This is a genomic window from Pelagibius sp., from assembly GCF_965249265.1.
Lineage (GTDB): Bacteria > Pseudomonadota > Alphaproteobacteria > Kiloniellales > Kiloniellaceae > Pelagibius.
In genome coordinates, this window is record NZ_OZ252224.1 from 1,300,640 (window position 1) to 1,313,309 (window position 12,670).

Here is a 12,670-nt window from a genome sequence, read left to right on the forward strand (position 1 = left end):
GAACAGAGATTGCTAGCGCGCAAGCGCGCGGTCGAGGAAGTCGAGCCGGTCCTGACCCCAGAACAGTTCGTCTTTATAGACATAGCTTGGGGCGCCGAAGACCCCGCGGGCAATCGCGGCTTCGGACTGCTCGGCGTAGCGCTGGTGCATTGCCGGGTCCTGGGCGCGGGCCAGCAGGTCTGCCGCATCGTGACCGGTTTCACGGGCAACCTCTTCGCAGACCGCCTCCTCGGCAATGTTGCGTTCCTGCTCCCAGATCGCACGGCCGAAGGCCTGGGCCAGCTCCAGCGGCCGTCCGCCGGTGTCTCCGGCGGCCATCACCATGCAGGCGGCCGTCAGTTCGGGCGCCGGAAAAAAGGCCGGCTCCAGATTGATCGGGATGCCGAGATGGTCTTTCCAGCGCTTCAGCTCCATCATCCGATAGGCTTGCCGTTCCGGCGCCCGCTTGGCCAAAGGCAGGCCGCCGGTGCGGGGAAAGATCTCGCCGTAGTTGACCGGCAGGACCCGTACCTCCGCGCCGTGGCGCCCGGCAATCTCGGCCAGGCGTGCACTGCCCAGATAGGCCCAGGGGGAGATGAGCGTGAGATAGTAGTCGATGGTCTTGCTGGCCATGTGATCCGGCTCCCGGCGGATAAAGATGAGGCAAGCTGCTTAGCCTGTCCTGGCGTCTTGGTCCAGCCTGCCGGACCTGTTAGGGTCCCGGCCGTTACAAACGGGCCTGCCGCCGCGGGCGGGCCTTCGCCAACGGGTTAAAGACCATGTCGACAATTCTGCGCCGGTTTGGCGCTCTTGCCGCAGTCCTGGCGCTGCCCCTCCTGCTCGCGGCGCCGGCCGCCCGGGCCGCCGATCCGGCGCGGGAAGTGGTAGGCCTCTTCGTCCAGTCCTGCCTGAAGTATGTGGAAGACCCGCTGGACCTGCGGGCCTGGATCGATTCGGTGCCGCAGTTGCGCAAGCTCTCCCAAAGCCAGTCCCAGGCCTTTCTCAGCGGCAAGGGCGGCGATGTCTGGTCGGCCTCCAACGATGCAGGTCTCTTCGCTCTCGTGGTTTTCAACGACGATACCTGCTCGGTAATGGCTCAATTTGCCAACGCCACCGAGGTGTCGCAGGTCTTCTCGGAGTATCTGCGGCGCAAGCAACTGCCGATCGACAAGGTCGGCGACCAGACCAAGTACACCCGCGGCATCGACCAACGTGAGGAAACCTATCGCTCCAGCGATGGCAGCATCCTCTACGAGGTGGTGGTGCTGACCTCGCAATCGCCGCGCGCCGAAGTGCAGGCGGTGCTGACCACGCGGCCCAACCGCTAGTCGGCGGAGGGTCCTTCCCGCAAGGCCTTGCGGATGATCTTGCCGGTGGCGGTCATCGGCAGGCTGTCGACGAAGGCGACCTCGCGCGGATACTCATGCGCTGCCAGCCGGGTCTTCACGAAGCCCTGGATCTCGCGCACCAGGGCATCGTCGCCCTTGCTTCCCTCTTTCAGTACGATGAAGGCCTTGACCCTTTCGGTCCGCAACGGATCGGGCACGCCGACGGCGGCGGCCATGGAAACCGCGGGGTGTTTCAGCAGGCAGTCCTCGATCTCACCCGGCCCGATGCGATAGCCGCCGGAGGTGATGACGTCGTCATCACGCCCGACGAAGTGCAGGTAGCCGTCCTCGTCGCAGGCGCCGGTGTCGCCGGTCAGCAACCAGTCGCCGCGGAACTTGGCGGCGGTCGCTTCCGCGTTGCGCCAGTATTCCAGAAACATCACCGGGTCGGGCCGCCGCACGGCAACGGTACCGGTCTCGCCGGGCGGCAGCACCGCGCCCGTGGCGTCGACAACCGCGACGTCGTGGCCGGGTACCGGGCGGCCCATGCTGCCGGGCTTCACCACCATCAGCTCGGCGCAGTTGGCGACCACCAGATTGCATTCGGTCTGGCCGTAGAACTCGTTCACCGCGATGCCGAAAGTCTCCTGCGCCCAGTCGAGCAGGCCGGCGCCCAGGGTTTCGCCGCCGCTGCCGATGGATCTGAGCGCATAGTTCCAGCGCGCCGCCGGGCTTTCCACTCCGCGCAGCATCTTCAGCGCGGTGGGCGGCAGGAATGCGTTGCGCACCTGATGATCGGCGAGCAGGCGAAAGGCTGCCTCCGGATCGAACTTGGCGAAGCGGTGTGCCAGTACCGGCGCGCCGTGATGCCAGGCCGGCAACAGCACGTCCAGCAGCCCGCCGATCCAGGCCCAGTCCGCCGGAGTCCAGAACAGGTCGCCGGGCTGGGGGAAGAAGTTGTGCGGCAGTTCGACACCGGGCAGGTGGCCCAGCAGAACGCGATGGGCATGGAGCGCACCTTTGGGCGGGCCCGTGGTGCCGGAAGTATAGATGATGAGAGCCGGATCGTCGGCGAAGCTCGCCACCGGCAGATAGCTGTCCGAGGCGCGTTCGAGGAGCATCCGCCAGTCCAGCGCATCCCCGGCAGGGCCGTCGATGGAAATCAGGTTCTCCAGCGCCGGCAGGCGGTCGCGCAGCGGCAGCAGTTTCGCCAGCCCGGCCTGATCGGTGATGACCGTGGAAGCGCCGGAATCGTTCAGGCGGTATTCCAGCGCCTCCTCGCCGAAGAGGGTGAACAGCGGCACTGCGATGGCGCCGATTTTATAAGCCGCGAGGTGAGCGACTGCGGTTTCCGCGCCCTGGGCCAGCAGGATGGCGACCCGGTCGCCTTCGCCGACGTCATGGGCCTCCAGGGCGTTGGCGAGGCGATTGGAAAGACGGCTGAGGTCGCGAAAGCTGTAGCGGTCTTCGCGCCCGTCGCCTTTCAGGTCGATCAGCGCCAGGCGATCCGTATCCGCCCATTTGTCGCAGGCGTCGACGGCGATGTTGTAGCGTTCCGGGATCTGCCAGCGAAAGCCTTCCCGCAGCGCCCGGTAGCTTCCGGTTCTCGTCAGCATGGCTTCGGCATTGCCGCGACCTTCCTCCCCGCCTTTTCTTGTTTTTGGCCTTTGGTCGGCTAGCATAGTCAAACTCGCACAGCGGCGGTACATCTCAGCCTGTTTATCCCACCTGAACGCGCGACTGCGGAACCGAAAGGCCCGACCATGTTTCAAAGCGACCTTCTGCAAGACAAGCGGATCCTGATCACCGGCGGCGGCACCGGCCTGGGTAAGACCATGGGCAGGCGCTGCCTGGAACTGGGGGCGAAACTGGTGATCTGCGGCCGCCGCGAAGAGGTTCTGGCCGAAACCCGGGCGGAATTCGACCAGGATTACCCTGGCCGCACCCTGGCACTGCCCTGCGATCTGCGCGAGGCGGCGGCGGTGGAGGCGATGGTCGAGGCGGCCTGGGAAGAAGGGCCGCTTGATGCTTTGGTGAACAACGCCGCCGGCAATTTCCTCGCCAAGACCGAAACCCTCTCGCCGCGGGCCGTGGATGCGGTGCTCTCCATCGTGCTGCACGGTACGGCCTATGTGACGCTCGCCTGCGGCAAGCGCTGGCTGGCCGACAGGCATCCGGGCAACGTGCTTTCCATCGTCACCACCTATGCCTGGACCGGCTCGCCCTTCGTGGTGCCTTCCGCCATGGCCAAGGCCGGGGTGCTGGCCATGACCCGTTCCCTGGCGGTGGAGTGGGGGCGCCAGGGCATACGGCTCAATGCCATTGCCCCCGGACCCTTTCCGACCAAGGGCGCCTGGGACCGCCTGGTGCCCAATCCCGATCTGGATGCGGCCTGGAAAAACAAGATTCCCCTGGGCCGTGTCGGCGAACACATCGAACTGGCCAACCTCGCCGCCTATCTTTTGGCCGAACAGTCCGGCTACATCACCGGCGAGGTGGTCACCATCGACGGCGGCGAGTGGCTGAAGGGCGCCGGCCAGTTCAGCCTGATGGAGGCGCTGAGCGATGAGGACTGGAATGCCATGCGCGCCCGCAAGGACTGAGCAACGGACGGGCTGGCCTGTGCGCGATCTGCTGCCGGCACACCTGATGACGGACCTGCGGCGCCGCTACGGCGAGCCGCAGCGTCACTATCACACCTGGGCTCATATCGAAGTCCTGTTAAAGCTGTTCGATGAAGTGAAATCGGATCTGGCCGACCCGGTCGCGGTCCAGGCAGCGATCTACTACCACGATGCAATCTACGATCCGACGGCAGCCGATAACGAAACGCAGAGTGCAGCCCTGCTGCGCCGTGAAGGGGACGGTGTTCTGACAGATACCAGCCTAGAAGCGGCAGTCCAGTTGATCGAGGCGACGGCGCGTCATCGACCGCCGGAGGATCTTGATGCGCCGGCATTGGAAGACGCAAAGCTCTTTCTCGACATGGACCTCTCCATTCTCGCGGCCCCCTGGCCGGCTTTCTGCACCTACGAAGCAGCCATCCGGCGGGAGTATGCCCACGTCGAAGAAGCAGACTTCCGCGTCGGGCGCCGTAAGATTTTGGAAGCCTTGCTGCAGCGCGACCGGCTTTTCCTTTCGCGTCGCTTTGCCCCCCGGTGGGAGGCTCCGGCGCGCGCGAACCTCAGGCGCAGCCTCGCGAACCTGGGCTGACCACTCCGTTTGGCTTTTCACTCCAATTGTTCACAATTTGTTCGTACTGAGATTTTTTTTACCTCTCGCAGGCATCATGCCGAAGCAAGTGCTGAAAGCGGGAGTTTTCAATGGTTTCGATGGCGGAAGCGACAGCGGCGCCGGCCGGTTGGCTGCGCGGTCGTCCCTTTGATCTGACGTTTATCGTCGGCATTACCGCGGTCGCATTGCTGTCCGGGGCCGTTGTCGTGGCTGATCCCCGCCTGTTCGGACCGATCCTGTTTCTCGATCTCTGGTTGCTTGGCTATCACCACGTAATCTCCACTTACACGCGTCTTTGTTTCGACAAGGAAAGCCTGCGCCAGCATCGCTTTCTCTTGTTCGGTCTGCCGCCTTTGGTTCTTGCCGGAGTGGTGTTGATCTTTGTCGGGCTGGGCGCATGGGCTATCCCCACCATCTATCTCTACTGGCAGTGGTTCCACTACACCCGGCAGAGTTTCGGGGTCTCTCAGGTATACCGCCGCAAAGCAGGCGAGTTGATCGACGAGAGTCCATGGCTCACCAAGGCGGCGCTCTATCTGTTGCCGCTTTGGGGCATTCTCTATCGCTCATACCAAGAGCCAGAGACTTTCCTTTGGATGGAAGTACGGGTTCTGCCGGTACCCGGCTGGCTCGTGGACGGCGCCGCCCTTGCAGCCCTTGCCGTCATGGGTTTTTGGTTCGCTCAGCGCATTGCCGCCTGGATGCGTGGAAGGCTGCCGATTGCCCACACGCTCTACATGATAAGTCACTTTGTGGTTTTCTATACCGGCTACATCGCCATCGACGACATCACGCACGGCTGGCTGGTCATCAATATCTGGCACAACGCGCAGTACGTTCTTTTCGTCTGGCTGTTCAACAGCAACCGCTTCAAAAACGGAATCGACCCAAAGGCGCGCTTCCTCTCCACCATCAGTCAGGCCGATAAAGCCTGGCTGTATTTCGGGGTTTGTCTGGCGCTGACCAGTGTTTTCTACCTCTCGGTCGACCTGGCCATTGACCAGTTCAGCCATTGGGCCTTGCCGCTGGCTCTGATCGTGTATCAGACAATCAACTTTCACCACTACATCGTCGACAGCTTGATCTGGAAAGTCAGGAAGAAACCGATGCAGAAAACTCTGGGGATCGCCCCTTGATCTCCAAGGTACTCTCGTTTTCCAGCTTGCCGGGTGGCATGGCGTCGGCGAAGGTCCGCAAAGGCCGGTTGGCCTTCGTGGTGAAACTGCTTCTTTCGGGAACCCTTCTGGCGGCTGTTGCCTTGAGTGTCGATCTGCCGGCGGTTGGGCAATTGTTGACGGCGCTGTCGCCAATCTCCGGCGCGGGCGCAGTGATATGTCTGGTTGGCGTCACCCTGGTGTCCGCTTTGCGCTGGAGCTTGGTGGTAGACGCAATTGCCACGCCGCAACCGCTTCGGCGAATGCTGAGCCTGATGTTCGTCGGCAATTTCTTCACGCAGATGCTGCCAACTTCGGTCGGCGGCGACGCTGTACGCATCTGGCAGCTTTCGCAGCATGGCGTAACCGTGGAACGCGCTTTTGCCGGTGTCTTGCTGGAACGGATCAGCGGGCTCCTTGCCCTGGTCTTCATGGTCGCCGGCGGTGTCTTCTGGCTGGGCGAATCCTTATCGCCGCCGGCGCTCCGTTACCTGCTGTTCGCGGCGCTGCCCGCGCTGCTGGCGGGGCTGCTTGTGTTCTGTTTTTTGAACCGGTTGCCCCGCTCTTGGCGCGATCTTCCAATGCTGGGGCGAGGCCTGCATCTGCTTGCGATGATGGCCGGGGATGCGCGCCAGATCCTTCTGGCGCCGGGCCGGTCTCTGGTTCTGTTTCTGCTTTCGGCCGCAGCCCATGGGCTGGCGGTTTTGGCTTTCTTCTCTCTGGCCCATGGGCTGGGCTTACCACTCAGCCTCCCGGCCGCGACCGCCGTGGTTCCGGCAATCATCCTCATCACCTTTCTGCCGGTTTCCTTCGCCGGCTGGGGTGTGCGCGAAGGCGCCAGCATTATCATGTTCGCTGCGGTCGGCCTTGGGGCCGACCAAGCCGTCACACTCTCCGTGCTCTTCGGGGTGGCTTTGATACTGGCTGGTCTGCCGGGCTGTCTCTTATGGCTGAGAGGCGCGCGCTAGGCGCTGAGCGCCTGCGCAACGGTCATGACCAGCCTCGCGAGCGACAACCGGCCGGGCACCCGTGACGCCTTTGTGAATTACTTGGCTATGAGGCGCAGCAGCAGCGCCATTGCTGCCCTCGATGGTTTGCGGGCCTTTGCTATTCTTCTCGTGTTTGCCCGCCACGCCATCCGGCCGTTCTACGATGGAAACACGCCGCTGCTGCCGCTGTTCGGATGGGACCTTGCCGTACCGTTGATCAATGGCTGGATCGGGGTGGATCTGTTCTTTGTACTCAGTGGCTTCCTAATCGGGCAGAGCTTGCTGCGTGACGGTGGAAGGGTGCGCGGCCGGCAGTTCCGACTGTATGTCGCCAAGCGTGCCCTTAGGATCGTTCCCGCCTATTTCGCCGTCCTCCTCGTTGTCGCTGCGGGTCTTGTCCCTCTGTTTGATGTGGATGGCCGGGCGCTCGGCTTGCGTGTGGGTTATCACATGCTGTTTCTGCAGGACTACCTGCCTGCCGATATCGTAGTTGTTTTCTGGTCGCTTGGTGTGGAAGAGAAGTTTTACCTTCTGGCGCCGCTGGTGGTCATGCTCGCCCTCAAGATGCATCGGCGAAGCCTGCAGTATGGTTTGATCGTTGGTTTTGTCTTACTGGGTTTGGTTGCTCGCTGTCTGACAGCGGCTGCGTATCCCGATATTGCCACTTATGATGCGTTTTTTCCGGTGTTCCGCAGTCCGTTCCATCACTGTCTGGATGCGCTCTTTGTCGGCCTTTTGGCGGCTTTCATCTATCGTGACCGCCACTGTTGGGCTTGGGCGACCAACCGGCTCTGTCTGAATGGCCTCTTTCTTTTGGGTTTATCGATCATTCTTTGGTTGATTTCCGGGGAGGCCATGATGGGACGTATCGACTACTTCGATAAAACTCTGCAGCCTTTCGTGATCGCTATCGGCATGGGCTTGGTGCTCCTCGCCACGGCCTTGGGCGGCGGTCCGCTTACGTTTCTTGGTTCGCGTCCTTTGTTCTATCTCTCAAAACTCTCCTATTCGTTGTATCTGGTGCATCTGCCCTTGCTCCCTCTGGCACTGGCGCTCCTTGGGTTACCCGGCGGCGACATGGCAGCCGTGAGGGGCGAGATTCTGCTGCTTTTCTTCGCTACCTATACCGCCTTCAGCCTTGCTGCTTCCATGTTGGTTCACTATGGCATCGAGAAGCCTTTTCTGGTGATCAAGGGCCGCTTGAGCTAACGTCGCAAGCGCTGTTCAGAGAGTAGAGAACTCTTCGTTGATGGCATTGCTGCCCCAGCGGCAGTGAGGGTAAGCTACGCAACTCTGCAAGCTGGAAATGTCAGGCGCGATAGCATGCCACTCGATACCTCGCAGTCACCGGTTTTCGTCCATTCCACCTGCCCGCATGACTGCCCCAGCGTCTGCGCGCTGGAGGTCGAGCGCCTCTCGGAGACGAAAATCGGTAAGGTGCGCGGCGCCCGCGGCAACGACTACACGGCCGGCGTGGTCTGCGCCAAGGTGGCCCGCTATGCCGAGCGGGTGCACCACCCGGATCGCCTGACCCGGCCGTTGCGCCGGGTCGGCGCCAAGGGCGACGGGATCTCCGCCTTCGAGCCGATTTCCTGGGAAGCGGCCTTGGACGCGGTGGCCGAAGGCCTGTTGCAGGCCGAACAGCGCCACGGCAGCGAGGCGGTCTGGCCCTACTTCTACGCGGGCACCATGGGCCTCGTCCAACGTGACGGAATCCACCGGCTGCGCCATGCCAAACGCTATGCGCGCCAGCACTCGACGATCTGCACGACCCTGGTGGCGACCGGCTGGAACGCGGCCTGCGGCAGCCGGCGCGGGGTCGATGCGCGGGAGATGACCGAATCCGACCTGATCGTGGTCTGGGGCGGCAATCCGGTCAGCACCCAGGTGAACGTGATGACCCATATCGCCAAAGCGCGCAAAAGCCGCGGCGCTAAGCTGGTGGTGGTCGATCCCTACCGCACCGGCACGGCGGAGCAGGCCGACATGCATCTCGCGCTGAAACCGGGGACAGACGGCGCGCTGGCGGCGGCGGTGATCTCCATCCTTTTGGCCGAGGGCTGCGCCGACCGGGACTATATGGCCAAATTCAGCGACTGGGACGCGGAGCTGGAGGCGCACTTTGCCGGCTGTACGCCGGCCTGGGCGGCGCAGATCACCGGCCTGGGCGAGGACGAAATTCGCGCCTTCGCAGCGCTCTACGGCGGCACCCAGCGCAGCTATATCCGGGTTGGCTACGGCTTCTCCCGGGCCCGCAACGGCGCCAGCGCTGTTCACGCCGTCGCCTGCCTGCCCACGGTCACCGGGGCCTGGCAGTACCCGGGCGGGGGGGCGATGCAGGGCCAGTCGAGCATTTACGGCCTGAATGAGACGTTGATCGAGGGGCTCGACGTGGCGGACCCCACCACACGCAAACTGGATCAGTCGCGGATCGGCCCCATCCTGACCGGCGACCGGCGGGATCTGGGCGAGGGCCCCCCGGTCGCTGCGCTGTTCATCCAGAACACCAACCCCATGGTGGTCTGCCCGGACAGTGCCAGGGTGGCTGAGGGGTTCGCCCGCGACGATCTCTTCACCTGCGTACATGAACAGTTCATGACCGAAACCGCCGCCATGGCCGATATCGTCTTGCCGGCCACCACCTTTTTGGAACATGACGATGTCTACGTTGCCGGCGGGCACACCTATATCCAGGTCACCAAGGCGGTGATCGAGCCCCTGGGCGAATGCCGCAGCAATCACGCGGTGATCTGCGCCCTGGCCAAGCGTCTCGGCGCGGCGCACCCCGGCTTTGAGATGACCGCCTGGGAGATTATCGATCGTACGCTGAAGGCTTCCGGCCTGCCGGACGCGGAGACCATCCATGCCGCCCACTGGCATGACTGTGCACTGCCGTACGAAGACATGCACTTCCTGAACGGCTTCGGCCACGCCGACAAGCGATTCCACTTCAAGGCCGACTGGGCTGCCTTCGGGCCGGATTTTGCCGCCATGCCGGCGCTGCCCGGTTACAGCGACCGCTACGACCGGGCTTCGGAGAATCACCCCTTCCGCCTTGTGGCGGCCCCGGCCCGCACGTTCCTGAACACCAGCTTCACCGAGACCCCCGGTTCCCAAAAGCGTGAGGACAGGCCGACCGTCATGATTCATCCGGAAGCCGCGGCAGCTCTGGGGGTCGGTGACGGCGACCGCCTGCGCATCGGCAACGACCAGGGGTCGCTGGTGATCGCGGTCGAGGTTTTCGACGGCCTGCAGCCCGATGTCGTGGTGGTCGAAAGCGTCTGGCCGAACGCGGCTTTCGAGGAGGGGCAGGGGATCAATTTGCTGGTTTCGGCCGATCCCGGTCCGCCCGCCGGAGGCGCGGTGTTCCACGACACCGCCGTCTGGCTAAGGCCCGTTTAGGGCCCACAGGCCGGGCGAGGCCATTGAATTGCCTGGGCTGCCGCGACAGGATGCTACTCTTTGTGGCAAAATCGCTGAACGGCACTAGGTAGAAGGAAGGGAAGAGGCTGTTGTAGCCTTTTCGCACTGCCAGCAGGAAGCGCCGAGGAAGCATGGCAAAGGACCCCAAGCTGCCGAAGGTATCGTCTGGGTCGGAGGTCGATGCCTTTTTGCGCAAAGTCGCCGCGACAACGCCGCCCAGCGGCGATGCGCGGGGCCGGCTGATCTTTGCCATGGATGCCACCGCCAGCCGCGAACCGACCTGGGACCAGGCCTCGCATCTTCAGGCCGAAATGTTCAAGGAAACCGAGGGTCTCGGCGGCCTCGAGGTGCAATTGATCTTCTATCGCGGCTTCGGGGAGTGCAAAGCGAGCCCCTGGGTGCGCCGGTCTTCCGAACTGCTGCGCTTCATGACCGGGGTTTTCTGTCTGGCCGGCCGCACCCAGATCGGCAAGGTCCTGCAGCGTGCGATCAAGGAAACCAGGGCACAGAAGGTCTCGGCCCTGGTTTTCGTCGGCGATGCCATGGAAGAAGACATCGACCACCTTGGACATCTCGCCGGTGAACTGGGCCTGCTCGGGGTGCCCTGCTTCATGTTCCATGAAGGCCAGGACATGGTCTCCCGCAAGGCCTTTCAGCAGATCGCCCGGCTCAGCGGCGGCGCTTTCTGTACCTTCGATGCCAGTTCGGCGCGGCAGCTTCGCGAGCTGTTGTCGGCGGTTGCAGTGTTCGCCGCCGGCGGACGCCGGGCGCTGGCCGACTACAGCCGCAAGACCGGCGGCCTGGTTCCGCAGCTCACCCACCAGGTCAAGTAACGAGCGTTAAGGATGCCGTATTTCTTTCTGGGAATTGCTCTTCTCGCTGCGGCGCTGCTCCTGGCGCGCTGGTTCGTCAGCGCGGAGCCGCAGAAGGTTGCCAGCGGTCTGAAGATTGGGGGCACGATTCTGCTGGGCCTGGTTTGCCTGCTGCTCTTGGTGACCGGGCGCATCTCGCTCCTGATGATGCTTTTCGCCCTGCTTTTCTTCGCGCGCAGGGCGCTCAAGGCCGGGCGCCTCAACGCACGTGCCGCAAGCGGGCCCAGCCCGGGTCAGGCCTCGGAAGTGCGCACACGCTACCTGCAAATGATGCTCGATCACGACAGTGGCGAGATGGATGGTGAAATCCTGGACGGCCGCTTCATGGGGATGTGGCTGTCGCAACTCGGCTTGACGGAGTTGCTGCAGCTCCTGGCCGATTATCAGTACGAAGACCCGCAGTCGGCCTCTGTGCTGGAAGCATATCTTGACCGCACCCGCGATGAGGACTGGCGCAAGCACACCCAGGACGGCACCGATGAGGGCGCCAAAGAGGGGACGGCAGAGGCACGCCCGGGCGGTGCGATGAGCCGGGACGAAGCGCTGGAAATTCTCGGCCTCCGGGAGGGGGCGACGGCCGCCCAGATTCGCGAGGCGCATCGCCGGCTGATGCAGAAGATCCACCCGGATCACGGCGGCTCCAACTACCTCGCGGCCAAACTGAACGAAGCCAAGGATTTGTTGTTGGGCACATGAATTTGACGCGGCAGCCCTGATTAGGGACCATTTGTGTCACTTGTCGCCTGCCCGGGCCTGTGGCAATACAGCCGCGTCTTCATGACACCCACACGCGAGGTTCTTACCCCCATGCATGGCACCATTCGCAAGGCGGTTCTGCCCGTCGGCGGTCTTGGCACGCGCTTTCTTCCCGCCACCAAGGCGATCCCCAAGGAAATGCTTCCCGTCGTCGACAAACCGTTGATCCAATATGGTGTCGAGGAGGCGCGGGCGGCCGGGATCGAAGAGATCATCTTCGTCACCAGCCGCGGCAAGGCGGCCATTGAGGACCACTTCGATCATCATTGGGAGCTGATGGCCAGCCTGGAGGAACGGGGCAAGACCGCGGAGCTGGAACTGGCCCGCTCGATGATGACCACCGCCGGCAAGATCAGCTATACCCGGCAGCCCGAGGCGCTGGGCCTGGGCCACGCCGTCTGGTGTGCCCGTAATCTGGTGGGGCGGGAGCCCTTTGCGGTGATTCTGCCGGACGATCTTGTGCTCGGCCAACCCGGCTGTCTTGCCCAACTCGTTGAGGCTTACGACAAGGTCGGTGGCAACCTGGTCGCCGTGCAAGACGTGCCGCGCGAACAGACCAATCTCTACGGCATCCTGGATGTGGTCTCGGACGACGGCAGTCTGGCCGAAGCCAAGGGACTGGTCGAGAAACCCCAACCCGATGTGGCGCCCTCGACCCTCTCCATCATCGGGCGCTACATTCTTCAGCCAGAAATTTTCGATGAGCTGGACCGCCAGGAACGCGGCGCCGGCAACGAGATCCAGTTGACCGACGCGATGGCCCGGACCATCGGGCCACAGCCCTTCCATGGCCTGCGCTTCAAGGGACGGCGCTTCGACTGCGGTACCAAGGTTGGGTTTCTGGAGGCCAACCTCGCCTATGCCCTGGAACGCGATGACCTGGGGGCGGCGGCCCGTGATATCCTGAGACGTTACAGCGCCGATCTCACCTGATC

The 12,670-nt window shown here is 63.3% G+C and carries 12 protein-coding genes; 10 read left to right on the plus strand and 2 right to left on the minus strand.

Features of this window, described 5'->3' with window-relative positions; translation table 11 throughout:
• Window positions 1-12: 12 nt before the first annotated feature.
• Window positions 13-612, minus strand: a complete 600-nt coding sequence (locus ACP146_RS06280) for a 2-hydroxychromene-2-carboxylate isomerase (protein ID WP_422365912.1) — start codon at window positions 610-612, stop codon at window positions 13-15.
• Between the two features lie 146 nt (window positions 613-758).
• Between ACP146_RS06280 and ACP146_RS06285 the strand changes: the two genes are divergently transcribed.
• Window positions 759-1,307 carry an NMCC_0638 family (lipo)protein gene (locus ACP146_RS06285; protein WP_422365913.1) on the plus strand — a complete coding sequence of 183 codons (549 nt, stop codon included), beginning with the start codon at window positions 759-761 and terminating at the stop codon, window positions 1,305-1,307.
• Here ACP146_RS06285 and ACP146_RS06290 read toward each other — a convergent pair.
• Window positions 1,304-2,923, minus strand: coding sequence for an acyl-CoA synthetase (locus ACP146_RS06290; RefSeq protein ID WP_422365914.1), 1,620 nt, complete (start codon window positions 2,921-2,923; stop codon window positions 1,304-1,306). The genes ACP146_RS06285 and ACP146_RS06290 overlap by 4 nt on opposite strands.
• Before the next feature lie 147 nt (window positions 2,924-3,070).
• Here ACP146_RS06290 and ACP146_RS06295 point away from each other — a divergent pair, with 147 nt between their 5' ends.
• The 9 genes from ACP146_RS06295 (at window position 3,071) to galU (ending at window position 12,668) form a co-directional block, all read left to right on the plus strand.
• The gene (locus ACP146_RS06295; protein ID WP_422365915.1) at window positions 3,071-3,910 is read left to right on the plus strand and encodes an SDR family oxidoreductase; all 840 of its coding nucleotides are present in this window, start codon (window positions 3,071-3,073) and stop codon (window positions 3,908-3,910) included.
• 19 nt (window positions 3,911-3,929) lie between these two features.
• On the plus strand, window positions 3,930-4,520 hold the full coding sequence (locus ACP146_RS06300) for a hypothetical protein (RefSeq protein WP_422365916.1): 591 nt from the start codon (window positions 3,930-3,932) through the stop codon (window positions 4,518-4,520).
• Between the two features lie 110 nt (window positions 4,521-4,630).
• Window positions 4,631-5,677, plus strand: a complete 1,047-nt coding sequence (locus ACP146_RS06305; RefSeq protein ID WP_422365917.1) for a hypothetical protein — start codon at window positions 4,631-4,633, stop codon at window positions 5,675-5,677.
• Window positions 5,674-6,663 (plus strand): lysylphosphatidylglycerol synthase transmembrane domain-containing protein, encoded by a 990-nt coding sequence (locus ACP146_RS06310; RefSeq protein WP_422365918.1) that lies wholly within the window; start codon window positions 5,674-5,676, stop codon window positions 6,661-6,663. Before ACP146_RS06305 ends, ACP146_RS06310 begins: the two co-directional genes overlap by 4 nt.
• Window positions 6,664-6,687: 24 nt before the next feature.
• Window positions 6,688-7,893 carry an acyltransferase family protein gene (locus ACP146_RS06315; RefSeq protein WP_422365919.1) on the plus strand — a complete coding sequence of 402 codons (1,206 nt, stop codon included), beginning with the start codon at window positions 6,688-6,690 and terminating at the stop codon, window positions 7,891-7,893.
• Between the two features lie 114 nt (window positions 7,894-8,007).
• Entirely contained in the window at window positions 8,008-10,086 is a 2,079-nt protein-coding gene (locus tag ACP146_RS06320; RefSeq protein WP_422365920.1) for a molybdopterin oxidoreductase family protein, read from the plus strand.
• A 152-nt stretch (window positions 10,087-10,238) separates the two neighbouring features.
• The gene (locus tag ACP146_RS06325; protein ID WP_422365921.1) at window positions 10,239-10,940 is read left to right on the plus strand and encodes a VWA domain-containing protein; all 702 of its coding nucleotides are present in this window, start codon (window positions 10,239-10,241) and stop codon (window positions 10,938-10,940) included.
• A 12-nt stretch (window positions 10,941-10,952) separates the two neighbouring features.
• Window positions 10,953-11,675: a hypothetical protein gene (locus ACP146_RS06330; RefSeq protein WP_422365922.1), complete on the plus strand. Its 723-nt coding sequence runs from the start codon at window positions 10,953-10,955 to the stop codon at window positions 11,673-11,675.
• Between the two features lie 111 nt (window positions 11,676-11,786).
• Window positions 11,787-12,668, plus strand: coding sequence for a UTP--glucose-1-phosphate uridylyltransferase GalU (gene galU / locus ACP146_RS06335; protein WP_422369624.1), 882 nt, complete (start codon window positions 11,787-11,789; stop codon window positions 12,666-12,668).
• The last annotated feature ends 2 nt before the right edge of the window (window positions 12,669-12,670 follow it).

What these genes read in the sequence shown, in the direction of transcription:
- ACP146_RS06280 (WP_422365912.1), bottom strand. Translation starts at nt 612, where the DNA reads ATGGCCAGCAAGACCATCGACTACTATCTCACGCTCATCTCCCCCTGG.
- ACP146_RS06285 (WP_422365913.1), top strand. Translation starts at nt 759, where the DNA reads ATGTCGACAATTCTGCGCCGGTTTGGCGCTCTTGCCGCAGTCCTGGCG.
- ACP146_RS06290 (WP_422365914.1), bottom strand. Translation starts at nt 2,923, where the DNA reads ATGCTGACGAGAACCGGAAGCTACCGGGCGCTGCGGGAAGGCTTTCGC.
- ACP146_RS06295 (WP_422365915.1), top strand. Translation starts at nt 3,071, where the DNA reads ATGTTTCAAAGCGACCTTCTGCAAGACAAGCGGATCCTGATCACCGGC.
- ACP146_RS06305 (WP_422365917.1), top strand. Translation starts at nt 4,631, where the DNA reads ATGGTTTCGATGGCGGAAGCGACAGCGGCGCCGGCCGGTTGGCTGCGC.
- ACP146_RS06315 (WP_422365919.1), top strand. Translation starts at nt 6,688, where the DNA reads ATGACCAGCCTCGCGAGCGACAACCGGCCGGGCACCCGTGACGCCTTT.
- ACP146_RS06320 (WP_422365920.1), top strand. Translation starts at nt 8,008, where the DNA reads ATGCCACTCGATACCTCGCAGTCACCGGTTTTCGTCCATTCCACCTGC.
- ACP146_RS06325 (WP_422365921.1), top strand. Translation starts at nt 10,239, where the DNA reads ATGGCAAAGGACCCCAAGCTGCCGAAGGTATCGTCTGGGTCGGAGGTC.
- ACP146_RS06330 (WP_422365922.1), top strand. Translation starts at nt 10,953, where the DNA reads ATGCCGTATTTCTTTCTGGGAATTGCTCTTCTCGCTGCGGCGCTGCTC.
- galU (WP_422369624.1), top strand. Translation starts at nt 11,787, where the DNA reads ATGCATGGCACCATTCGCAAGGCGGTTCTGCCCGTCGGCGGTCTTGGC.